General features: G+C 37.0%; 22 protein-coding genes. 3 read left to right on the top strand and 19 right to left on the bottom strand.

Going from position 1 to position 25,230, the window contains the following annotated elements; translation table 11 throughout:
• Positions 1-57: 57 nt before the first annotated feature.
• The 8 genes from AACH31_RS04865 to AACH31_RS04830 form a co-directional block, all read right to left on the bottom strand.
• Positions 58-1,449, bottom strand: a complete 1,392-nt coding sequence (locus AACH31_RS04865; RefSeq protein WP_161831616.1) for a CehA/McbA family metallohydrolase — start codon at positions 1,447-1,449, stop codon at positions 58-60.
• A 147-nt stretch (positions 1,450-1,596) separates the two neighbouring features.
• A complete protein-coding gene (deoB, locus tag AACH31_RS04860; RefSeq protein WP_161831617.1) occupies positions 1,597-2,778 on the bottom strand; it encodes a phosphopentomutase in 1,182 nt (393 codons plus the stop codon).
• Between the two features lie 80 nt (positions 2,779-2,858).
• Positions 2,859-3,779, bottom strand: a complete 921-nt coding sequence (gene xerD, locus AACH31_RS04855; protein ID WP_262950615.1) for a site-specific tyrosine recombinase XerD — start codon at positions 3,777-3,779, stop codon at positions 2,859-2,861.
• A gap of 255 nt (positions 3,780-4,034) precedes the next feature.
• Positions 4,035-4,502, bottom strand: a complete 468-nt coding sequence (locus tag AACH31_RS04850; RefSeq protein WP_161831618.1) for a Fur family transcriptional regulator — start codon at positions 4,500-4,502, stop codon at positions 4,035-4,037.
• Positions 4,503-4,543: 41 nt separating this feature from the next.
• Positions 4,544-5,266, bottom strand: coding sequence for a stage II sporulation protein M (locus AACH31_RS04845; RefSeq protein ID WP_161831619.1), 723 nt, complete (start codon positions 5,264-5,266; stop codon positions 4,544-4,546).
• A 166-nt stretch (positions 5,267-5,432) separates the two neighbouring features.
• A complete protein-coding gene (locus tag AACH31_RS04840) occupies positions 5,433-5,600 on the bottom strand; it encodes a hypothetical protein (protein WP_338617970.1) in 168 nt (55 codons plus the stop codon).
• A gap of 1,991 nt (positions 5,601-7,591) precedes the next feature.
• Positions 7,592-8,137: an NUDIX hydrolase gene (locus AACH31_RS04835; RefSeq protein ID WP_262953604.1), complete on the bottom strand. Its 546-nt coding sequence runs from the start codon at positions 8,135-8,137 to the stop codon at positions 7,592-7,594.
• The gene (locus tag AACH31_RS04830; RefSeq protein ID WP_262950617.1) at positions 8,134-9,336 is read right to left on the bottom strand and encodes a DNA polymerase IV; all 1,203 of its coding nucleotides are present in this window, start codon (positions 9,334-9,336) and stop codon (positions 8,134-8,136) included. The genes AACH31_RS04835 and AACH31_RS04830 overlap by 4 nt, the downstream gene beginning before the upstream one ends.
• 95 nt (positions 9,337-9,431) lie before the next feature.
• Between AACH31_RS04830 and AACH31_RS04825 the strand changes: the two genes are divergently transcribed.
• Entirely contained in the window at positions 9,432-9,575 is a 144-nt protein-coding gene (locus AACH31_RS04825) for a hypothetical protein (protein ID WP_202618723.1), read from the top strand.
• 42 nt (positions 9,576-9,617) lie between these two features.
• Here AACH31_RS04825 and AACH31_RS04820 read toward each other — a convergent pair whose 3' ends face one another.
• The 11 genes from AACH31_RS04820 to AACH31_RS04770 all read right to left on the bottom strand — a co-directional run bounded on the left by AACH31_RS04820 (position 9,618) and on the right by AACH31_RS04770 (position 22,424).
• Positions 9,618-11,336, bottom strand: coding sequence for a glycoside hydrolase family 10 protein (locus AACH31_RS04820; RefSeq protein ID WP_161831622.1), 1,719 nt, complete (start codon positions 11,334-11,336; stop codon positions 9,618-9,620).
• Positions 11,337-11,617: 281 nt separating this feature from the next.
• Positions 11,618-12,430 carry a sporulation transcription factor Spo0A gene (gene spo0A, locus AACH31_RS04815; protein WP_161831623.1) on the bottom strand — a complete coding sequence of 271 codons (813 nt, stop codon included), beginning with the start codon at positions 12,428-12,430 and terminating at the stop codon, positions 11,618-11,620.
• Positions 12,431-12,637: 207 nt separating this feature from the next.
• The gene (spoIVB, locus tag AACH31_RS04810) at positions 12,638-13,816 is read right to left on the bottom strand and encodes a SpoIVB peptidase (RefSeq protein WP_161831624.1); all 1,179 of its coding nucleotides are present in this window, start codon (positions 13,814-13,816) and stop codon (positions 12,638-12,640) included.
• A gap of 127 nt (positions 13,817-13,943) precedes the next feature.
• Positions 13,944-15,629, bottom strand: coding sequence for a DNA repair protein RecN (gene recN / locus AACH31_RS04805; protein WP_161831625.1), 1,686 nt, complete (start codon positions 15,627-15,629; stop codon positions 13,944-13,946).
• 213 nt (positions 15,630-15,842) lie between these two features.
• A complete protein-coding gene (locus tag AACH31_RS04800; RefSeq protein WP_161831626.1) occupies positions 15,843-16,649 on the bottom strand; it encodes a TlyA family RNA methyltransferase in 807 nt (268 codons plus the stop codon).
• A gap of 17 nt (positions 16,650-16,666) precedes the next feature.
• Positions 16,667-18,538 (bottom strand): 1-deoxy-D-xylulose-5-phosphate synthase, encoded by a 1,872-nt coding sequence (dxs, locus tag AACH31_RS04795; RefSeq protein WP_161831627.1) that lies wholly within the window; start codon positions 18,536-18,538, stop codon positions 16,667-16,669.
• Between the two features lie 294 nt (positions 18,539-18,832).
• On the bottom strand, positions 18,833-19,708 hold the full coding sequence (locus AACH31_RS04790; protein WP_161831628.1) for a polyprenyl synthetase family protein: 876 nt from the start codon (positions 19,706-19,708) through the stop codon (positions 18,833-18,835).
• 2 nt (positions 19,709-19,710) lie between these two features.
• Complete coding sequence (gene xseB, locus AACH31_RS04785) at positions 19,711-19,938, bottom strand: exodeoxyribonuclease VII small subunit (protein ID WP_161831629.1); 228 nt, start codon at positions 19,936-19,938, stop codon at positions 19,711-19,713.
• Between the two features lie 18 nt (positions 19,939-19,956).
• Positions 19,957-21,306 (bottom strand): exodeoxyribonuclease VII large subunit, encoded by a 1,350-nt coding sequence (gene xseA / locus AACH31_RS04780; protein WP_161831630.1) that lies wholly within the window; start codon positions 21,304-21,306, stop codon positions 19,957-19,959.
• 16 nt (positions 21,307-21,322) lie between these two features.
• The gene (gene nusB, locus AACH31_RS04775) at positions 21,323-21,802 is read right to left on the bottom strand and encodes a transcription antitermination factor NusB (RefSeq protein WP_161831631.1); all 480 of its coding nucleotides are present in this window, start codon (positions 21,800-21,802) and stop codon (positions 21,323-21,325) included.
• Between the two features lie 250 nt (positions 21,803-22,052).
• Positions 22,053-22,424: an Asp23/Gls24 family envelope stress response protein gene (locus AACH31_RS04770; RefSeq protein ID WP_161831632.1), complete on the bottom strand. Its 372-nt coding sequence runs from the start codon at positions 22,422-22,424 to the stop codon at positions 22,053-22,055.
• 295 nt (positions 22,425-22,719) lie between these two features.
• Here AACH31_RS04770 and AACH31_RS04765 point away from each other — a divergent pair, with 295 nt between their 5' ends.
• Entirely contained in the window at positions 22,720-22,956 is a 237-nt protein-coding gene (locus AACH31_RS04765) for a FeoA family protein (RefSeq protein WP_161831633.1), read from the top strand.
• A 15-nt stretch (positions 22,957-22,971) separates the two neighbouring features.
• Entirely contained in the window at positions 22,972-25,104 is a 2,133-nt protein-coding gene (gene feoB / locus AACH31_RS04760; protein ID WP_161831634.1) for a ferrous iron transport protein B, read from the top strand.
• The last annotated feature ends 126 nt before the right edge of the window (positions 25,105-25,230 follow it).

Here is a 25,230-nt window from a genome sequence, read left to right as displayed (position 1 = left end):
TTTATTTTACTGAAAAACGACATATTATTCAATAGTTCGACGGCGTTTGTATGATTTTTAATCCGCTTTCAAATAAATCGGATTAGAGAGCGCATATTCATAGGATGTCGTTAACACCTCAAATGCAACCCATTGATAATCTGATAAATTCAAATTCAATGTTCCTAGGTTGGGGACATTTTTTGCTAATGGAACTTCCTGTATAATTTCTCCATCTGCAATAATATTTAACTGCATTAATTCAGACTGGTTTGACGTTACTAAATACGCAATCTCAGCATCCGTTACCCCACTTATTTCATCACCGAATGTTTTATCATTTATCGTAATATCCATTAAAGGCCCATTGGTCATAAAAACATGACCTTCTTTTATTCCTTTTAATATTCCTGCTACCGTTAACTCATCCGCCTTAATATAATTCCGTGGTTCTCCGACGGATCCTCCATCTGCTAACCATCGATTATAGTGCTCGTTTTTCGTTATTCCTTCACCTATAAGGGCTCCATTAATATCATAGTTATTTGAATTAGCCACTGCCGTTATTTTCATTCCTTGATTTAACAGTTCAAACCATTTCTCTCTTCGTAAAACGTTAGCGGTCATTTTTTTCTCTAACCCTTCTAAGCTTCTAATTGGAGGCACTTGTTGGCCATTCCAAATTTCAATTGCATCGATTCCTTTCCCCTCTAATAAGGACTTAATTGAATCATTTAAAGCATCGGTGAGTAGGATTCCGTTTGATTCATGAATTTGGTGGCCTAATTGATTAATCGAATCGATCGAAGCTTCTGAATCAAGCGTTAGTTGTTTTGGAACATTTACGGCCACATATCGTTGTTGACGATGCATGACTGTTTGACCTGACAGTGCAAGATAATGGACCTGATCCGCCAATGCATTCCACTCATCATTACCATCAACGGTATTTTCATCGGCCAATGCCCCATAACTTAGCCCATTTGCTAAATTAGCCGTCAAAACTTCCTCAACCGTATTTTGTCCCTCTGAACTAAAATGGGAGTGTTGATTAAAATCACCACCATAATAATCCTTTGCTCTCCAGTCAATCAGTCGGGTAAGAATCGTAGGTTTAACCTGAACAGGCTGTCCCTGACGAACCTCCACAGGAATTGATTTTCGTTCATACTCATATCCCCTCGATAGTTCGATCGTATAATATCCTTCATCTAGATGAATTCCAAACTCCCCTTTTAGATTCGTTTGAATTCGTTTAACAAGGCCACCTTCCGAATCAAAAAAACGAATTTCCGCGACCAGGGGCTTCCCATCCTCATCAATGACCTGTCCCGATACCTTCTCTTGTTGCAATTCTATTTTGAATCCAAACACTGATAACTCCGTGTCTGTTGACTCTAACTGATTAAAAAGACACCACGCTCCGACCAAGATCAAACAAATCAAAAGATACAGAGACCATCTCTTCATATTCATCACCTTTTAAATTATAACATTATTCAATAGTCTTCCCAGTTTTTCCTTTATTATACGTCGATTTTAAAACAACGAATCTTTCAGAAGCACAAATACCAAAAAAAGGGATGAATCATTTCATCCCTTTTTCATCTCTTCTTGTTATTTCATTTGTTTTAAATAACTCTCTCCAATAAGTGGTGCCTTAACTCCAAAGTTTTCAGCGACCGTTGCCCCAATATTAGCAAATGTTTTCCCAATAGGTAATTCTCCTCCTGCTACCATAGATGGAGAATACATAATGACTGGAATATACTCACGCGTATGGTCACTTCCTGAGGCAATTGGATCATTTCCGTGATCCGCTGAAATAATCAGTAAATCGTCTTCTTTCATCTTCGTTAAAACATCACCTAATTGACGATCAAACGCTTCTAAACATTTCGCATATCCAAGTGGATCTCGACGATGACCATACAACGCATCAAAGTCTACTAAATTTAAAAAGGCTAACCCTTCAAATGGCTGATCCATCACCTGAAGTAATTGGTTCATTCCATCCTCATTTGATTTCGTTAAAATGGCTTCTGTAATCCCTTCTCCTACATAAATATCATTAATTTTACCAATAGCAATGATATCTTTTTTTGCATCTTTTAATTCATTTAAAACGGTTCTGTCAAAAGGTTTTAAGGCATAATCGTGACGATTTGGCGTGCGTTTAAACGCTCCTTTTTTGTCTCCAATAAATGGACGCGCAATAATACGTCCGACCTTCCAGTCCTCTTTCATCGTAATCTCACGCGCCATTTTACACATGTTCCAAAGTTCTTCAATCGGAACAATTTCTTCATGTGCTGCAATTTGCAATACAGAATCTGCTGACGTATAAACGATAATAGCCCCCGTTTTCATATGTTCTTCCCCAAGTTCATCTAAAATCTCAGTTCCTGAGGCTGACTTATTCCCAATTACTTTGCGACCTGTACGTTTTTCTAATTCATCGATTAAATCCTGTGGAAACCCAGTCTCTGTGAAGGTTTTAAACGGTTCCGTAATTTTAAGCCCCATAATTTCCCAATGACCAGTCATCGTATCTTTTCCTACAGACAATTCTTCACATTTTGTATAATATCCCTTTTCTGGTTGATGCGGGTCAACCCCTTGTATTTCAGTTAAATTTCCTAATCCTAACGACTGCATATGAGGCATATTTAATCCTTTAGCAGCTTGTGCGATATGTTTTAACGTATTTGCTCCTTGATCATTATAATCTTTAGCATCCGGTAATTCTCCGGCACCTACTGAATCCATGATAATTAAAAATATACGATTATATTTCATATCTAACGTCCTTTCTTAACGACAACTAAATCTTTATTAGTATTTAACAATCTATCCATATTTATTATATGTTATTTTTTTTAACTTGTGGAGTCTCTTTCTTTCAGCGCCTGAGCTCGCGGATGTGTATGCTCAAACAACTCCTTTAAATGCTCCTTACTCATATGCGTATAAATTTGAGTGGTCGAAATATCTGAGTGCCCCAACATCTCTTGCACCAACCTTAAATCCACCCCATTTTCAATTAAATGCGTGGCAAATGAATGTCTTAATTTATGGGGCGAAAGATTTTTAGTAATCCCCGCCATCTGGGCTTGCTTTTTTAATATTTTGAAAAATCCTTGCCGCGACATAGGATCACCAAAGCGATTTAAAAATAAGACATCCGTCGATTTCTTTAATAACTGTGGACGTGCTTTTTCTAAATAGCGCGTTAAAACGTCAGAGGCAACTTCCCCAATTGGGACAATCCGTTCCTTATCTCCCTTCCCACGACACTTAATAAATTGCATCGATAAATGAATATCGACAATGTTTAAGGCGAGCAACTCGCTCACTCGAAGACCTGAGGCATACAACAATTCGACCATGGCGTGATTGCGCAAGTCAGCTGCCGTTTCTTCAGTAAAACTTTCTAAAAGTCGTTCCACCTCAGCCACGCTTAAAACTTCCGGTAAATCTCGACTTAATTTCGGGCTTTCAATAAGATCACATGGATTTTGCGAGCATAGGCGCTCAATCATCAAATATTGATGAAAGGTACGTATGGCGGATAAGTGACGCGCAACGCTTTTAGTATTTAGACCCCGTCCATAAAGCTCAATCAAATACGTTTGAATGTGTTCACGCTTAACCTGATTAAAATGCTCAATGGATTGCTGCTCTAGATAAGTAAGGTAACCTCCCAAATCACGTGCATAATTTTCTTTTGTATTCAAACTTAGCCCGCGATCAATGGTTAGATAGGTTAAAAAATTTTCCAATTCTCTTTCTTTTATCACCTGTTCTGCCACTTAAACCTCGATCTCTTGATATCAATCGATGGAATGGTACATCCTCGTTTAAAAACCAACAAACGAAACAAACAGCTTTGAGCCCCTTTAAATCGATTGATCGCATCCGGTCTAGTGGCAATCCCTCCTCTCTTTCTAAACTAAATAGCCCATAACTCCCCTCTTTCCATCGCTAGGTTTGATGATGACTTCAACACCAACCCTTCAAATGATCCGCTCACGTTTTTTAATAGTGAAAAACCCCTACTTTTGTAGAGGTTTTTCACTATTCTCTAACGATTGACAGTCTGAACAAATGCCATATAGTGTTAGATCATGATCCTTAACTTGGAACCCGTACTTTTGTTCAATAAAGGTCTCATACGATTCAAGTTCATCTGCAATCTCTATAATTCGACGACAATTTGTACAAATTAAATGATGATGAAAATGATTTTCCTCGTCTAAATCAACAACATCATAATAGTTCACACCATCATTTTTTATTTTTACATTTCGAACAATTCCTAACTTCTCAAAAAGTTCTAATGTTCGATAAACCGTTGCAATTCCAATCGAGTCATCGATATGTTTCACTAAATCATAAAGTGCTTCGGCTGAAAAATGTTCATGCGGATGATCAATAATGACTTTTAATATCTGTTTGCGTTGTTTGGTTAGCTTTGATCCTGATTTCATTATCATCGTTTCATATGTTGAAAGTTGTGTCATAATTTCACCATCTTGCTAAATCTAAATTTTGTTATAATTTATTATAACACTTCTCTTTCAAAATTAATATTTATTTGCTTGTTTAAGTGTGAAGTTGCATCCGATGAAGTTGAAATAAAATCATCTGCTGATTGTTGAATGGTTTCAGACTTTCCAGCCTTCTCAAATTGTTGGTAAACAACAGGCTGAATGAGGTAAGTGACACCTGCAGTCAACAGCGTTAGCACCGTAATGATTACTAATTGATAGAAATAGTATAACAAATGCTTTTTCAATAATAATTTATTCTTCTTAAAGAATAAAATCTTTACCGCCATAATGACAAAACGGACACTGAAGTAACCGCTTAAGATGGTAACCCCTAAAATTAACAAATATTGAATTAACCAAAGAAGACTTGTTAAAATGGCCTGAAATGGTGATAATGCCTGAAAAATAAAGAAGACATTAAATCCTGCAATAACCCCTTTTAAAAAGACTAAAAACAAGTTTACGATAACTCCCACTCCAGTTAATCCTAATACCCACATACTTCCTTGATACATAAACTGTTTATAAAATAGTTGATTAAATGACCAACTTTCCTGATTAAAAACATTAACATTTTCATTTACATAGTTCGCCATTAAACTTTGGGATGATTGTTCCAGTTTAACGTAAAGTGAAGCCCCAATAATATCACCAATTATGACGAGTAGTAGTAAGACATATAAAACATATAAGACATACGAGAACGATTTTTTGCGACGTTTTTGTGCGACCATGAGCACTTCCCCCCTTCTTCTTCAACCTTATGAAAGAAGACTCAGGATTATGCCTAAATGAGTTTAATTTTTTTATTTATTTCATTCAGTCTAACATCACCACGTCACTTCTTCATCAAAAAACACCATTCCCTTTTCATGAATGGTGCCCTCTAGCGTTGCCTTCTTACCAACGTTGCGTCAACATTAAATATTGAATCGCATAGACCGTTTTAAAATCACAAATTCGCCCCTCTTCAACGGCAGCTAACGCCTCCTCTTTTGATAAGTGGTAGACATTTAAAAATTCATCCTCATCTCCCTGAACAGGATGCTCTAATTTTTTGGGATTCATAACTAAATAATTTTCAATATTATGTTTTGTAGTTGAAAATTTAATTTATCAACTACAAAACACTAATTTCTTTTCAAAAAGAAGATAAACTCTTTCTTTTGACAATAAAATTAAACGTGAAAATAAAAATAAATAGAAATTTCACACCAGTTTGTGTAACAAACAAAGGATATGTTGTAAGCTATATATGAGTTTAGTTTATAGAAACATAATAGAGGGATATAACTTTGTACTTTATTAACCTAAAAAGGGATTCTTTTTTATTAAATTGCCTTTAGTCTTTGCCTGCATTGTTGACACCTAACAAATTTATTCCTCTAATACTTCATCCACAAAAAACAAAAAGTAACAATTTATCAACGTTAAAAAATTATGCAGTAATAAATAAAGACCTAGCGCCTGTAAAATTGCTTCAGCTACCTTTAGGGGAAATAATCGAAGCTTAAGTAGGTGATGAATCATTAATTCGTGTTTCACAAGATAAGATTGATGGAGAAAATAAATAATGAATGGGGGCATAATCAGAGGATTAAACTTATCATTCCATTGTAATTCTATAAAGAACGATCGGTAATCATGAATTAAATAATGTTACAGTTATGTTTTCAAAAGAAGGTGAATGACTTACTGTTAACAAATGACATGTTATAAAAAACACTGAGGGAAATATGACGGTAAGGATGTATGCAAATAAAAAAACGTTGTTTCTATAGATACTCAAGAGACTTTTATGACAGTTTCAGAGGTTCGTAATCAGGCAATAACATCACGTCCAGTTCTTGGTTCTTGAACTGATTTTATAGAAATTACTACTGAATTAGCTGTTAAAATTGTAACAGGTTGTGGTGTGCTTTGTGCAGTAACTTTAGGAACTGACTGTCTACTATGTTTAGCAGCCATGGCAAGTGCTTTAGTTTGGGGGGCTTATTTGATGTCGTTTATAGTAATATTTAGTCTTGGAGTACCGTTTTTTATTTTTAGAAAATTTAATCATTTAGATAAGGATAGGAAAAAGATTTTATTATTTGTACTACTATCTTTGTTTCTACTCAAACTATCTATTTTAATAAATCATGAAGTTTTCTATTTCATTCCGAATATTTGGATGTGTATAGGATTAATTTATTTATCGAAAAAAACAAGCTAAAAACGGGTTCTACTATCTAATTTTTTGTAATTTTTCTTATCGGCGGGACTTCACGACCAAAGTGTGTCGTGAAGTTTTTTTGTGAACCGATCATGTAAAGATGTCAATCAGTGTTATTCAATTGGCATTGATACTGGCGTGTTTTGGTCCTCTAAATAAACTCTGCCTATTGATACGTTGTCTCAAAAATATTCCTTCCCTCTCCGCACGGTTTAGAGTGATCTTTTCGTAAGGCTTATTGGAAATCTTAAATAATTTTAACCCTAACTCATTCACCATAAAAATGTAAAAAGCGTTAAACCCTTAGTGGGATTAACGCTTTTTACATTTTATGACACATCCAGGACAATATCATTTCAATAAAAAATGAAACTTATTTTCCAAAGAAGATTTAACATCCGATGCAGGACCATTATTAATCTAAGAATTTATGCATCACATGAAGTTTTCAGAACTCTTAAAATAATCCATTTGTTTAAAGACTAATCAGTTGGTGTGAATCCCTACAAATCACAACCTTTATCTCAAAAAAATTACTAAACGATTACTACTTCTCATGGTACTGATGATACGGATGAATTACAATTTGACCCTTTATTAACCACTTTACTTGATAGTCCCCCGTCAACTTTATCCCGTTTTACTCATCAATTGACGAAGGCAACACGTTAGTTTAGTCTCAAACAATACAGTTGCCCCAGTTAAGCGGCCTGTCGCTAAATTTAACAAAGATAAAATTGAAAATAGCATAGGTCACAACGTTCATTAATGGACACCTTTCAACGTTGCGATCCGTGATTTAACTGACGTTCGTATAAAAAATTGCTAGCAAAGCCTCGCCTTCTTACCAACGTTGCGTCAACATTAAATATTGAATTGCATAGACCGTTTTAAAATCACAAATTCGCCCCTCTTCAACGGCAGCTAACGCCTCCTCTTTTGATAAGTGGTAGACATTTAAAAATTCATCCTCATCTCCCTGAACAGGATGCTCTAATTTTTTGGGATTCATAACTAAATAATTTTCAATATATTCATTACAAAAACCAGGCGACGTTGCAAAACGTCCAATCATTTTTAATGAATCACACGTATAACCCGTCTCCTCCTCTAGCTCTCGCTTAGCCGTCACAGACGTTAACTCACCTTTTTCAATCTTTCCTGCGGGAGTTTCAAGTGTTAGCCTTCCAACAGGATAACGGTATTGCTCGACAAGAATTAAACGACGTTCCTCGTCTAAAACAATTAAATTCACCCCACCCGGATGATTGACGACGACGCGCTTCGCTTCTAATTGATTAGGTAATTGCACCTCATCCTCTGTCACACTCAAAAATGAATTACGATAATATTCCTTCGTTGTTAGTTGTTTTTCAGTTAAATTTTTCATTCGTTTTTCTTTCCTTTCTGAATTCCCTTTTGAATCAAATCCGCCCCATATTTATTTTTTATCTCTTCCATAGTCTTCCTAATTTTCCCTTCCCCGACAAATGACTGATAATTAAATAAGTTTAAAGGCTCAGTTGTTTTATTAGTATGCACTAAATTGGAGGTATATACCCCGATTAACCGTAACGGTTGCCCCTCCCAGTGATCATCAAACAATCCCTCAACAAGCGGGTATAATTCATTCATATGCTGGATAGGCTTCGATACAGTTAAACTACGCGTCATCTGCTTAAAGTGTGTATCCTTGAGTTGTAGTGACACTGTTTTTGCATAGAGACCATACTTTTTTAAACGATTGGCGGTTTTCAAACACATTTTTTTCGCTTCTTCTTTAATTTCACGTTCAAAATAATAATCCTTAGAAAACGTCGTCGAATGACCAATGCTTGACGGAACTTCATATCGCTGTGGATCAACAATACTCAAGTCCTCCCCCCTCGCATGCTCTATCCATTTCAAGGCCTGACTTCCAAACAACCACTCTAATCGTTCAACTTCATGAAAATGAACCAGATCCCCAATCGTCTGTATTCCAAGTTGTTTTAATTTTGGAGCCGAAGCTTTCCCAACACCAAACATCTCTTCAATAGGCCGTGGCCATAACAGTTGTGGTAAATCCCGCTTTCTTAAGACCGTAATCCCATTTGGTTTTTTCATATCCGACGCCATTTTCGCTAAAAACTTATTCGGTCCAATTCCTACACTACACCCAATCTTTAACTCATTGAAAATACGTTGCTGCATTTGCAATGCTAACTGCACAGGATGCACCCCACCTTCTTGAAAAAGAGCCGTCACATCTAAATAAGCCTCATCAATCGAAGCTTTCTCAACTTGATCGGTATACGTGTGAAGAAGATCAAGAAATTGCCTTGAAACCTGTTTGTACAAGTTAAAATTTGCGGCAATAACCACTAAATTAGGACACTTCCTTTTGGCCTGAACAAGTGGCATCGCACTGCTCACCCCATACTTTCTCGCGACATAATTAGCAGTCGTTACAATCCCACGCTTTGATGACTTTTCTCCCGTAATCGCTACGGGGACATCCTTTAACTCTGGACGCCTCGCTATTTCACAAGAAGCAAAAAAAGCATTTAAATCAATATGGAAGATAATTCTAAATATAGGCTTTTCCAACGGTAAATCCTCTTCCTTTTTTTAGATATATATATTATAATAGATTCAGTTACACATAACATTATAGCAAAAGTTGTCTATGAGGTGAATTAAATATGGCTAAAAAGGCTCCGCATAATTTAAACAAAATGAAGGGAACAAAAATTTTATTATTAATTCTCGCTTTATCATTTGTTGTTGTTCCTGTTATTTCATTAATCATCAGCATCATCGGCTTACGCGATATGCCATTCTTTTAATAAAAGAAAAACATTTACTTTACGTAAATGTTTTTTTTATTTTTACGGAACATATACAACTGAAACAGGATCGGATTCAACTTGTGCCTGAGATAAAGCACTAACCGCATAAGTATAGGTTTGATTTGGATTCGCACTTGAATCCGTATAATGTTGAATGAGCGACTTTTTATTTTTTCCTACCACATCAAGAATAGACGCGGCATCATTAAAGTCGATTACATCCCGCTGACTCGATTTCGGAGCACGATAGATCACGTAATATTCACTATAATTCTCTGGCATATCCTCAAATTGAACCAATACACATCCTTCATCACAAGGAGTAACCTTTAACTGACTGACAGGGAATGTTTCTCCTTGTTGTAGCCATGGTCGAGAAGGGATGAGTGCATAATTCGTTAAAACCTCATTTTCTAAACTCACAATGGCCTGATTCAATACTTCTTGCCCCGGTAGATGATGGTGTGAAATTAATAAATTATGATATGTAAAAAAGGCATATCCATCGACATGGTCGAGATGCGAAAGATATCGAATTTGATTAACGATCTCTTCTTTATTCTGCCACGCAGGATTTTGTGCATCTTCATTGTAAAGATATAACCCTATCCCCATATAAAGTTGCGTTTTAGAATTTATCACAATCTTATTCCACCAATCGGAAACATCAGCAAATGTTGAAAGTGGATCAATAAATGACCAATAATTTTGAGGAACGATATAATCTATCCACTGTTCGTCAATCCATAGTTTTGAATTAACAAACTCGCTTAATGAGGAAAGTTGATTAGGTGATGTTTGTGAACCAATACCTCCCGTTTCCTCAGCCGAAGCCCATATACCGAAAGGACTAATTCCAAAGGCCACACTTTTTTTAGCTAACCGGTTGTATTCACTAATGGCCTCTGATAGCGTTCGAATAACTTCATTGATGTTTGACTCACGCCATTGGAAAATCGTTTGATGGGGAAGATGATAAGTCTCGTAAGTTTGATAGTCTGGACTTTCATCGGCAAAACTGATAACTTTAATCACTCCGTTTTCTTCCACCTGATAAGAGTATGGATAAAAAAAGTCATCAAAATGAACGGCATCAATTTCATACTTTTCTGTCACTTCCATGACCGTCTGCACAATAAATTCTCGAACCGCAGGAATCCCTGGATTAAGATAAATTTGTCGATTAAAATAATAAACCCAATCCGGGTGACGTCTCGCATAATGCGTGTCGCTAAGTGTCCGTAACAGACTCTCTTTCGTCGAATCACTTGGACCTGTCGGTGTTAAGCGGAATGGATTAAACCAAGCATGGAATTCAATTCCTACGTGATGTGTCGCATTAATCATCCAAGCCAACGGATCAAATTCTCCCCAATTTGGTTTGACTCCTTGTTCGCCTGTTAAATAAACACTCCATGGATTAACACCCGACTCGTAAAAAGCATCTCCTTCCGGTCGAACTTGAAAGAAGATTGCATTTAATTTTAATTCTTTGCATCGTTTAAGAATAGCCAAAAATTCCTGTTTAAATTGTTCCACATTAAATCCGTTTTCATAGACCGATGTAGACGGAAAGTCATTATTCCTAACTGTGGTAATCCAAACGCCTCGAAACTGTTCTTTCTTAGAAACGATCGAGGTGGGGGTGTATACCGTTTTACCTCCACTTGCTATCGGCTCAAAAACCACCTTATTTGTTAACTCTTTTCTCGAAGGAGTAACCTCTTTTCTTATCTCCTCCGGCGTATTTAATTCCACCTTCCCTTCCGCTAACATGCGTTCATTTAAAAACCGTAACTGTCGGCAATATGGACAATTACAAGTTAACTTATATAGATGAATTTTATCATTTCCCATTTTAAATTTAGAAGATTAGAAAGCATCGTATTTCTAATCTCCCCTTCCTCCTCTCACAGCGCATTTAACTCCCTTTTAGGAAGTTCCATTCTGAATTAATATATGCACATTCATCATGAGAGGTTCATCCAACTTAAACGTAAAAAAGCACCGGAAACCCGATGCTTTTTTTAAATCTTGTTTTATGATGCAGCTTTATTTTTATGTTCTAAACGTAATTTATCGGCAATCATCGCAATAAACTCTGAGTTTGTTGGCTTTGATTTTGATACGCTTACTGTATAACCAAAGATGTTTGAAATAGCTTCAATATTTCCACGATTCCATGCCACTTCGATTGCATGGCGAATAGCACGCTCAACACGTGAAGCTGTTGTTTTATATTTTTTCGCAACATCTGGATATAAAACTTTTGTAATTGATCCAAGTAATTCGATATCATTGTAAACCATATTAATCGACTCGCGTAAGTATAAATATCCCTTGATGTGTGCCGGTACACCCATCTCGTGTAAAATATTTGTAATTTCTGATTCTAAATCAAACTCTTTAACCACAGGACGTTGGTTTGTATATAAATTATTAATTGGCTTTGAAACTTCAGTCGTATCAAAACGAACATTAATATCACGAATAATTTTTACGATTTTATTGATTTCAAATGGTTTCATAATAAAATATGAAGCTCCTAATTCCGCAGCACGCATCATAATTTTCTCTTGGTTGAATGCTGTAAACATAATAATATGGCGTGGACGTTTATATAAAGTTGGATTATCTTTTAATTCCTCTAACACACTTACTCCATCTAAGTCTGGCATCACCACATCTAATAATAAAATATCGATGTCGCGCTGTCTTAAAACAGATAAGACCTCATTCCCGTTTCCTGCTACCTCAACAACTTCCATATCTTCTTGTAATGAAATGTATTCTGATAATACAGTGATTAGTTCTTTATTATCATCTGCTAATAAAACTTTTAATTTACTCATTTTTTGGCCCCCTAATTTTTCCGGTTATATATCTATTAAATTACACTTCCTTACATTTTTCAATAATTACTTTATATTTTTTGTGAGATTATAAAATTTCTTAAACCTATTCGACAAATTTTTTTTATCATCTTTTGTCTTTTATTTCTTTTTAAACCCTTTTCACGCTCTTGTGTCAAATAATGTCGAAAAAAGACTAATACGTCATTAAGCTACTTTTGTGACCATTTTTTGAGCTGGATATTCAATTCCTACTTCTTGCAACATCCATTCAATAAAAATTCCATAGCCGAGCGTCGAATCATGAACAAGGACATGGGTAACTGCACCAATTATTTTCCCGTCTTGAATAATAGGACTCCCACTCATTCCTTGGACAATCCCCCCCGTTTCTTCTAATAAACGAGGATCTGTCACTGTGTATTTAATTCCCTTAATTGCCTTTTCACTTTGAACATTTACTTCTGTAATTTCAATGTCAAACGCTTCGATTTTATTTCCGTTTAAGACCGTTAAAATTTGTGCTGGACCCTTTTTCACCTCATTGATATAAGCCATTGGAATTAAGTCTTTTTGGCTCATCTCATTAGATTGCATCAATCCATAAACACCGTATTTATTATTTTTTTCTAATGTTCCTAATTTTTCATCAAATAAGATGTCCGCAACCTTTTCCCCGGGCTTTCCTGTCGTCGCCTTTCTCACAGATAGAACATTAGAGTTGATAATTTCACCATTTTTTATATTAACTAACTGGTTAGTGTCCTGATCAATAATTTCATGCCCTAATGCTCCATACTTATTCGTATTAGGATCGATAAAGGTTAATGTCCCTATACCGGCTAATTTGTCACGTAAATAAAGCCCTGTCGTACAAACACCTTCGGTCGAAATCACCGGATGAACGGTGATATTTTCTGTTTTACCTTGGCGGTTAATCGTTAATATCATTTGATTGTTTTCTTTCGCTAACATCAACTGTTCTTTATATTCCTCAATTGTAGAAATCTTTTGATTATTAACTGCTAAAATCATATCTCCTTTCATAACCCCCGCTTCCTTAGCCGGGTTAATAGTTCCACCTTCCGTATTCACAAGGTAGGTATCGACAACGACTAATCCATCTGTTTGAATCTTAATTCCTATGGCATCGCCTCCAGGAATTAACATATAACGATTTTGATTTTGCTTTTTAGAAGCCGTTCTTTCTGCCTGCTTCGTCGAGACTTCATATATTTTTCGCTTTTCATCAATATGTAAAAGTTGGTCATTATTAGATTGGGCCCATACATATGTTTGTGCTGGAGCGCTAATACTTAATAAAGAGAAGACAAATATTAATATCGTATGAATTAAAAACCTATTTTTATTTATTTTTTGATTCATATTGCGCCTCCTTTCAACTTTCTTCGACACGAACTACATTACTATTATGGCTATTTAAATAACAAATATCTAAAAAAAAGAATTCCAATTTTCTGTTTATGTAAACAAAAATAAGGAATTCTTTTTTTTATTTTTGTAAAAGCAATTGTTCAGCATTAAGGAGTGCTGATTCCGTAATATTATCACTACTTAACATTCGAGCAATCTCTTTCATTCGCTCCTCAAAGGATAATTCTTTCACCCGCGTAACAGTACGTCCATTTTTTTCATGTTTACTCACGTGAAGATGATGATCAGCAAGTGAAGCAACTTGAGGCAAATGAGAAATACATAATACTTGCTTCTCCTTAGAAATGTCTTTCATTTTTACTCCAATACTTGAAGCAACCTGACCGCTTACACCTGTATCAATTTCATCAAAAATAATAGTTGAAATACACTGACCACGATGCAAAATAGTTTTTAGGGCAAGCATGATTCGTGATAACTCTCCACCAGAGGCAATTTTATTGAGAGGCTTTAATGGCTCACCCTTATTTGCGCTTAATAAAAATTGAATATCATAAATTCCGTGTGTAAAAAAAATCGTCTCTAATCTATCTTCTATAGCTAAGCGTTTAAATTCTACATCGAACTGCGCGTTAAATAATTGTAAGTCTTTTAATTCTTTCACTAGCTGTTCCTTAATTCCATCGGCAACTTCCATTCGCCTTTCATTTAGTTCTTCACCCTTTGAAATAACGACATGATACGCTTGTTCTACCGCGGCATATAATGTTTCCTCATAATGTCCGGCATCCTCAAACAGTGATAAATCATTCACAAGTTGCTCATAATAATGAATAATCTCATTAATTTCAAGACGATATTTACGTTTTAATTGTTGAAGTTCATTTAAACGCATTTCAATTTCTTCAAGTTCTTCAGGATAATAATTAAGTTCATCTAATTTGGATGAAATAACATTTACAAAATCCTCTAATCCATAATAGATATCACCCATTTGCCCTACAGCCGGGGTCAAGGTTTCATCTATCGAAGAAAGGTTTTGTGTTGACGTATAGGCGTGATATAACCGTTCTAAGGCTCCACCATCACTCGTTAAAGATTGTAAAATTTGACTATATGTTTTATGGAGCTTATCCGAATTTAAAATAAGATTTCGTCTCTCCTCAAGCTCTTCAAATTCTCCAGATTTTAATTGGGCCTTCTCAATCTCGTTTTTTTGGAAAATCATTAAATCCATTCGGCGTTGGGTCTCTTCCGCATTACGCTTAAAAGAAAGATATTCTTGTTTAGCCTGATTATAAGTTGCAAGAGCTAATTGATAAGCTCTATTTTTTTCAGCCGCCTCACTCGTTAAATCCAAATGATCGATTAATTGATAATTATACTCATTTTGAAAAAGACGGTGTGTATCATGTTGAACATGAATATCCACGAGATATTGACCTATTTCCTTTAATTGAGTAGCAGACAACAGTTCTCCATTCACTCGAATTTGACCATTCCCTACTCGTTTCACGATTCGTTTAATCAGTAGTTGATCTTCAACCTCGATTCCCAACGCGGATAAATATTTTTTTACAGGTTTATTTTCTGTGACTTCGAAAATTCCCTCAATCACCGCTGCCTCTTCGTGATGACGGATAAGGTCCGTTGACGCACGATCCCCTAATAATAAAGAGATAGCATCAATAATAATCGACTTTCCTGCTCCTGTTTCACCAGTCAACACCGTCATATTTTTTTTAAAATCTAATTCTAAATGTTCAATAATTGCCATGTTTTTTATACTTAAATGCGATAACATATTCATCACCTACTCTAAGGGGTTATTCCTAAACATTTGTTCGATAATTTAATCTTATCATAGATAATACCGGGATTTCAAGTCACACTTTAAGAGATTCTTTTATTTTTCAAAAACATTAGAAAACGCGCGCTTTCATCTTATCAAAATAAAAAAAGCATTCATGATATGAATGCTTTTTTATCGTTCAACCATGCTTTATCATGACTGAAATTAAAGTTGTTGATGCGCATCTGCTACAATCCGTTCAATTTCTTTTTCATCAATTGACGTGCAAACCTCATCCTGATATTTAATATAGGCTAAGAATTCGATATTTCCTTCGCCCCCCTTAATCGGTGAATACGTTAATCCGAGTACACTTAACTCTAACGCCGTAATAAAATCCAAAATTTCTTTCACTACTTTTGCATGAACCTTCGGGTCACGAACAATTCCTTTTTTACCGACTTGGTCTTTTCCAGCCTCAAATTGAGGTTTTATCAGCGCAACAACCTCACCATTCTTTTCTAATAACTGCTTTAAAACCGGGAAAATAATTTTCAATGAGATAAACGAAACATCGATGCAAGCAAATTGTGGTGCACCGTATGCTAAATCCTCCGGCGTCATATATCTAAAATTTGTACGTTCCATACAAATAACGCGTTCATCTTGACGCATCTTCCAATCTAACTGATTATAACCCACATCAACTGCATATGACAATTTCGCCCCATTTTGTAACGCGCAATCCGTAAAACCACCCGTAGAAGCACCAATATCGATAATAATCTTATCTTTTAAATCAATAGGGAAAATTTGAAGTGCCTTTTCTAACTTTAATCCCCCACGGCTAACATACGGACACACATTTCCCTTAACCGTGATAACTGCCTCCACAGGAACCTTTTCCCCTGGCTTATCCACTCGTTCTTGATTGACTAGAACTAATCCCGCCATAATCGCCCGTTTAGCATTTTCGCGGGAACTAAAATATCCTAATTGGGTTAATAATACATCAATTCGTTCTTTTTTCATATTTTTTTGACACCGACCTATTTATTAATGACTTGCTTAATTTCCTGTTTCACGTCTTGTAAACTAAGATGTAACTCTTCTAAAATTTCTTTAACGCTTCCGTGTTGAACATAAAGGTCAGGAATTCCTAACCTTCTTACATCAACCTCTTGTTTTGTCTGATTATAATATTCCAAAATGGCCGTTCCTAAACCACCAATGACTGCTGATTCCTCATAAACAATAAGCGGAACCTTTTTAAGTGCCAATTCATCTAGCAATTTCGTATCTAGCGGCTTAATAAAACGGGCATTAATCACGCCGACTTTCATTCCAAGTTCGTCGTCTAATTGTTGAGCGAGTCCTACAAACTCATCTAAAATAGGTCCCATTGAAATAATATAGGCATCTCCCCCTGCTTTCAACGTAGACCATGATCCCACTCGAACACATTGAAGCGACTCATAATTAACATCGACTTTTAAAACCTCACCACGTGGATAACGAATAACAACTGGCCCCTCTATCTGATAAGCGGTATACATTAAATCCCCAGCTTCCTTCGCATCCTTAGGCATCATCATGACTAAATTTGGAACAGGCCTTAACATTGGAATATCATAAATTCCCTGATGGGTCTCCCCATCAGCACCTACAATCCCCGCACGATCCACACCAAAAACAACATTTAATTTTTGACGGGCAATATCGTGGTGAACTTGATCAAAGGCACGTTTAAAAAACGTAGAATAAATCGAGACAAAAGGCTTCATCCCTTGCGTGGCCATTCCACCTGCCATCGTCACCGCGTGCTCTTCCGCAATTCCGACATCAATTAATCGATCAGGATACAACTTTTGATAATCATTTAACGCTGAACCATTAATCATCGCTGGCGTTATCACAGCAACACGAGAATCATGTTTCGATAGCTCAATTAAAATATTGCAAATATGTTGACTCCAAGAGATGCGTTCTTGATCCCGAACCGCGCAAATCGATCCCGTCTCCTTATTAAACTTCCCAACTCCATGCCATATTCCTTGTTTATCTTGCTCTGCGTAAGTGTAACCTTTTCCTTTTTTAGTTTTCACGTGAATAATAACCGGCTTATCTACGGTTTTCGCTACATTTAAATTTTTAATGAGTTCCTCTAAATTATGTCCATCAATCGGCCCTAAATATTTAAACCCCATTGCATCAAATAAACTTTCACCGATTACAAAACGTTTGACCCGCACTTTAGCGCGCGACATGAGACGTTTTAACACCACGGAATTTTTCAATAAACGCTTCACGCGATGTTTCGTTTTTAAATAAGAGGCATTTGTGCGTAAATTTCCAAAAATATTATGCAGGGCTCCGACATTTTGAGAAATAGACATCTCATTATCATTGATAATAACAATAAGTCTTCGGTTAGTATGTCCAATATGATTCAGTGCCTCGTAAGCCATTCCACCTGTTAATGATCCATCTCCAATGACAGCCACTACATGATAATTTTCTTTCTTTAAATCCCGGGCGTAAGCCATTCCAACCGCCGCAGAAATCGAGGTTGAGGCATGTCCTGTCTCCCAACAATCATGAGGTGACTCCTCGCGCTTTGGAAACCCTGATAATCCTTTATACTGTCTTAACGTATTAAATCGTTGAGCTCTCCCTGTTAGTATTTTGTGAGTATATACTTGGTGTCCAACATCCCAAATGAATTTATCTTCTGGCGTATTAAAAACTTTATGCATCGCAACTGTCAACTCGACTACCCCAAGATTTGAGGACACATGTCCCCCAGTTTGTGATAAAGAATCAATCAAAAATGTTCTAACATCATCGCATAAAACTTGCATTTCCTGAATGGATAAATTCTTGATGAATGAAGGATCCGTAATCTTGTTGATGTCGTACATCCTAATCACTCCAACCTTGTTCCATCTATTAATCTTTATCTAATCCTTTATATCATATCATATTTCGACGTTTATTCCTATCTCGGGACCTCTTTTTCTATCGTAGCCCTCGTTTGGGCTTTGGACTTACTATTTCATCAAGAAACGAACACTCCTCTTTTTTTGATGGCGAGATAAACGATTGGGTGGAGTCTCCTCACGCCTTCAACAGAAACAGGCCTCAAGAAGCTATCACGGCATCCCCTATCCTATAGCCTCACAATAAAAGGCGATTATGAATAATCGCCCCCGCTATTAACTTTGACGTTCTTTAATGAATCGTGCAATGGCCATAAGTAGTGTCGTGTCATATGGGATTTTATCCAAAATGACAGACGATGCATTTATCTCCTCATCTAACAATGTTTTAGCCCCAGCTAATGTTGCTAAAGAGACATACGTATTTTTACCATTTTCCATGTCACTACCTACATCTTTTCCAATAAGTTCACGCTCTCCCTCAACGTCTAGGATATCGTCTTTGATTTGAAAAGCAAGACCGATATGTTTTGCAAATTGTCTTAAATCCTGTAGCAGCTCCTGTGAGATACCGGCGATAATTCCTGCAGCCGCAACTGAAAATTCAATGAGACATCCCGTTTTATGTAAATGGACCTCTTTTAATTGGTCAAGCGTCAATTGTTTTTGTTCAGCTTCCATATCAAGTACTTGGCCAGCAACCATCCCCGTCGGACCAGCTGCCTCAGATAGATGAGCAATTAACTGTAGTTTTTGCATGTCAGTCAGCCCGTTATCTTGACAAATTATACGAAAAGCGTGTGTTAATAGACCATCACCCGCCAAAATAGCAATCGCCTCCCCAAATACTCGGTGATTAGTCGGCTTGCCCCTTCTAAAATCATCATTATCCATTGCGGGTAAATCATCATGAATTAATGAATACGTATGAATCATTTCAAGGGCGGCCGCTGTTGGATATCCTTTTTTTGCATCCAACCCTAATGTTTCTAAAACGGCGAATAAAATAATCGGCCTTAATCGCTTTCCACCAACAGATAACGAATAGAGCATCGACTCCTTCAATTCATTCGGAATATTTTCTTTTTCAATTAATCCCATCATATACGCATTAAAGGATTCTCGATGAGAATTTATATATTGTTGTAACATCCCTATTCCCCCGATACCTCGAAATCAGTCATGGCTCCGGTTGGATCGACAAGCTTTGCAACCTCCGATTCAATTTGTTGCAGCTTTTGATGACACTCACCAGACAGTAACATCCCCTTTTTATAAAGATCGATTGACTGTTCTAATGGCAAGTTCCCTGCTTCTAATTGACGAACCACTTGTTCTAATTGGCGCAACGCCTCATCAAAGTTTAATTTTGTTTCACTCATCTTTGCATCACCTCTTTATTAACTTTCACTTGTTTCAATTTCCTTCACGGATGCTCTTACCCTTCCATCATCTAATGAAATTAAGAGGTCCTGTCCCACAGAAATATCTTGAACAGTCGTAACCATCTCATCTTTATCATTCGTCAAGACGGTGTACCCCTTTTTTAAAATGGATAAGGGGTTTAGTAACTCAAGTTTAGTTAGTAAAACCGTATAATCTTGTTTCGATTGAGAAAGGTGTTGAAGCATTAATTGCCGCAATGTTTGATCTTGAAGGAGTAAGGACTGCTTGGCTTGGTCAACGCTAGCTTTAGGATCTAATTGGAGAAGTCGATGATGCAACGTCCACCATTTTGTTTGATTTCTTGTCAGTTGATCCTGCAACACATAATTCAACTTTTCACTCAACTGATCCACATACATCAGCCTCTGTTCAAATAACGCCGCGGGATTTTTCATAATATAATGATTGCAAAGTTGAGTAAGATAATCCTTTTTCTGTTTAAACTGCAAATTAAAGTTGTGATTTAAGCGTGCGTTTAGCTGATTTAAATGTTTTAAAACGTCTGGTAAATTAGGAACTGCTAACTCCGCCGCGCCGGTTGGGGTTGGAGCGCGATGATCGGCAACAAAGTCTGCAATCGTAAAATCTGTCTCATGCCCGACCGCCGAAATAATAGGAATCTTTGACTCAAAAATGGCCCGTGCGACTCCTTCCTTATTAAAGGCCCATAAATCCTCAATGGACCCGCCTCCACGACCGACAATTAATGTATCCACTAGATTCATCGCATTGGCCTGTTTAATACAAGAAATAATTGAGGCCTCTGCTTGTTCTCCTTGAACGAGGGCAGGATAAACATAAATGGTGACCATTGGAAATCTTCGCTTGATGGTCGATATAATATCTCGGATTGCCGCCCCTGTTGGAGAAGTAATGACACCTACTGCCTGAGGATAATCAGGGATTTTTTGCTTAAAGCGAGCATCAAATAAGCCTTCTGTTGCTAGTCTTTCCTTTAGTTGGGTATAGGCGACATAGAGATTTCCGATTCCATCTTCGGTCATCTCTTTTACGTATAGCGAATAGGTTCCTCCCGCTTCATAAACGGTAATGTGCCCCTTCACGATGACCTGCATCCCTTCCGTTGGAACAAATTCTAAATGTGAGGCGGCACTCGCAAACATTACGGCATTGATTTGTGCCTCGTCATCTTTTAGCGTGAAGTAAAGATGCCCACGTGAATGCCGTTTAACGTTCGATAACTCCCCCTTAAGTAAGAGATGCTGCAGATTCTTATCATAATCAAACTTTAACTTAATGTACTTCGTTAACGCTTTAACGGTTAAGGGTTGCCTTTGCTCCATCCATCCCACATCCTACTTAAGCTAAATGCTTACTTATTTGATCTAATACTTTGTTATTGAAACTACGGGCTTTTCCATCTCCCGTATCTGAAAATTCCTTCGTTAATTCAACGGCCTCATCCATAATAATTTTATGAGGAGTCTCCTGACAAAATTTCATTTCATAAACAGCTAAGCGTAAAATCGCGCGGTCTACTTTATTTAAACGTGAAAAGCTCCATCCTTTTAAGTTAGCCTCAATTAATTCATCTAACTCTTGTTGATGAGCCAATACACCTTCAACCAATTCAAAATAAAAATCTTCTAACTTAAATTGACGTTCAATTTCAAGAATTTGATGTGGTGTAACCTCTTCTGCTACAAGCTCTAGCGCTTCTTCCTTTAATCCTTCAACTACTAGTTCAACATTTTCGATGGCTTCTTCTTTAGTCATCTTCCCAACTTCCATTTGGTATAATGTTTGTACTGCAAATTGACGTAATACATGACGAATCACACAAATCCCTCTTTCTATTCAAATCTTCTAAGTTGTTCAATTTATCAACTAACAAATAAATGGTTCATGAGTTAGAAAACCCACGTCGTTTTCTTATCACTCAAACCCTTTGGTCCAACTCTAACTGATAAATTCATCTGGACATATTTATATTGTATACTATTTTTTCAAGTTTCAATTATATATGTTATCATATTTATTAAAATTTTGCCGAAAAAAATAAAAATAAACCACTGAAAGTGGTTTATTTTTATTCAAAATCAATTGAAACGACATGAACATAGATTTCTGATGTTTTAACTGCTGTCATATGATAGATCATTTGGTGAATATTTTTTTGGATTTTTTCCGCAACTTCATTGATTGCGTATCCCACTTTAATACTCACATAAACATCTACAACTAATCCATTCTCATCAAACTCAACTTCAACACCATTTCGATGTTTTTTACTGTTAAATGTATCGGCAATTGATTGTGAAATACTTTCAAACATTTTTGAAACTCCATCAATTTCTGCTGTCGCATTGTGAGCAATCACTTCAAAAACCTGTGAATGAATTTCGATATTCCCAATTTCTTGATTTGCTTCGTCAATACGATAATACTTTGAAACAGCCATCACCATTCTCCTCCAATCATATGCAACTACTATAATAATACTATAGTTTGAACCGTTGTGCAAATACTATCCCTGCAGGAAAGAAAAAACTGTAAATGAGAAGAATGTCCATTTACTATCACCCATTTGATGAAGCTTCATATACTATACCGACTAGCCTTTCATCTGTTAGCCGCGGCTAAAATTTATCCCCCCCCCTATTTAATGACTCGTGAAAGAAATAGTTAATCCTTTTGGATCGATTTCCTTTTAGATAAACGTTAGCCCTATTAAATCAAGTAATGGAGTGATGACTATGCTGAAAAAATTAAGCGAAGTTGAATGCCAAACAACGGTTAAAGTCGCTAAACTTATCGCAACAGGTGTTTTACGTGAGCGATTACTGGCCCTTGGTGTCACAACTGGGGCTTTAATTGATGTGATAAAAAAAGGCCCTAAAAATAATTTAACGGTCTATAACATTAGAGGTGCAATGATTGCCTTGCGCGAGGAGGAGGGAAGCTTGATTATGGTTCAACCAATTCATGATTGATAAGGAGGAATTTGTATGGGATTAACCTATCGTTCAACCAAAAGGGAAGCCTTACAAGATTTATTCGCCATCGATAAAACCGAAGATCAGTTCGTCATTGCCCTTACAGGTAACCCAAATACCGGTAAAAGTACTGTCTTTAATGCTTTGACAGGGCTACACCAACACACAGGAAACTGGCCTGGAAAAACGGTGACAAATGCCCGGGGAGAATTTAAAACGAAGGAGCATGATTACGTGCTTGTTGATCTACCTGGAACCTACTCTTTATTCGCCACATCGGAAGAAGAGTTAGTGGCAAGAGATTTCATTTGTTTTGGACAACCCGATGCAGTTGTCGTTGTCACGGATGCCACTGCCCTTGAACGCAATTTACACCTTGCCTTTCAAATAATGGAACTCACGACCCGAGTCATTTTATGCATCAATCTGATTGATGAGGCAGAAAAAAAAGGAATCGTTGTCGATCGTCGTGCCATTGAACAAGAACTAGGAGTCCCTGTTGTTTTAACCTCAGCCCGCAGTAAATTAGGACTTGATGAACTGACCACAACCCTTGATCAAATCATTAACAATAACTACCCCTTCGATTACCAACCCCTTACATATAACGAAGAGACAGAGCGTCATATCCACCAACTCCTTCCCCTTCTCGCTAACAACTATAAAAATCTCAATCCCAGATGGCTCGCCCTTCGTCTGATCGATGGAAACGAAAGTATTTACCAATCTATGAACCGCTATTTAAGTCCAGAGGAAGCGGATGAATTAATTCAAATTGAAAAAACATTACCTCGATCATTAGCTAAAGATGAAATTCGAGATCACTTGACCGAGATCAGTTACGCTAAAGCCGAAGAAATCAAACGAAATTATGTTTATTTACTCGACAAACAACAGTTAGCACGTGAGCGGGATTTAAAAATTGATACCTGGATTACCTCTAAGCGCTTTGGCATTCCTTTAATGCTCTTGCTTTTACTAGGAATTCTTTGGCTAACGATTGCAGGAGCCAATATTCCATCCGAACTTCTATCTAACTTTTTTGCGTTCCTCGGCCGTTACATCAGCCATTTTTTAACGGCCATTCACACCCCCCAATGGTTATATGAATTGCTTTTAAACGGTGTTTATCAGACACTTGCCAATGTTATTTCTGTGATGCTCCCCCCTATGGCCATCTTCTTTCCGCTATTTACAGCCCTTGAAGATTTAGGTTATTTACCACGCGTCGCTTTTAACTTAGATCATTTATTTAAAAAAGCGTGTGCTCATGGAAAACAGTGCCTGACTATGTGTATGGGGTTTGGCTGTAACGCCGCCGGGATCATTGGTTGCCGGATTATCGAATCCCCTCGTGAAAAACTAATCGCCATTTTAACGAATAACTTTATGATTTGTAACGGACGTTTTCCGACCATTATCGCCATCGCGAGTGTCCTCCTTTTAAATGTGGACCTTGGTCCCATCAATGGAACACTTGCGAGTGCCCTCGTTGTAGGTCTGATTGTTATTTTAGGCGTCTTCATCACTTTAGGCGTCTCCTACCTTCTATCAAAAACCATTCTTAAAGGCGTCCCTTCCTCTTTTACCCTTGAATTACCTCCCTATCGTACACCCCAACTTGGTCGGATTCTTTACACGTCTATTATTGATCGAACACTTTTCGTCTTAGGACGTGCCGTGATGATCGCCATTCCAGCGGGGATCATGATTTGGTGCTTAAATCACCTTTATGTTAACGATTTGAGTCTTTTAACCCATATCGCAAACTTTCTCAATCCCTTTGCGACGTTAATTGGACTTGATGGATTTATTTTAATGGCGTTTATCTTAGGGATTCCTGCAAATGAAATTGTCATTCCTATTCTACTCATGTCTTACTTATCGAGTGGCGTGATGGTTGAATTTGATAGCATTCTTTCCCTTAGCCAAATTTTAACTGAGCATGGATGGACATTACTGACCGGGATCAATGTTTTACTCTTTACGCTTTGCCATTGGCCATGTTCGACAACCCTCATGACAATCAAAAAAGAAACGGGTGGATATAAATGGGCGATTCTTGCTTTCCTCATTCCAACGCTTATTGGATTTTTACTCTGTTTCATCAATACGCTCATTTTTCAACTCTTTGGTTGGGTGTAAGAGGAGGACCCTCACTCATGCCCTAGAAGTCGCGCTTTTAAAAAATTCCCCCTTTAAATCACACGCACGAAAAAAGAAAAAGACACAGATGTTTACCCGCAAAGGGACGTACATCGGTGTCTTTTT

It is taken from the genome of Turicibacter faecis, assembly GCF_037076425.1.
Taxonomy (GTDB): domain Bacteria; phylum Bacillota_I; class Bacilli_A; order MOL361; family Turicibacteraceae; genus Turicibacter; species Turicibacter faecis.
The sequence above is the reverse complement of the archived record's forward strand: the minus strand, read 5'-3'. Positions and strand labels throughout refer to the sequence as shown.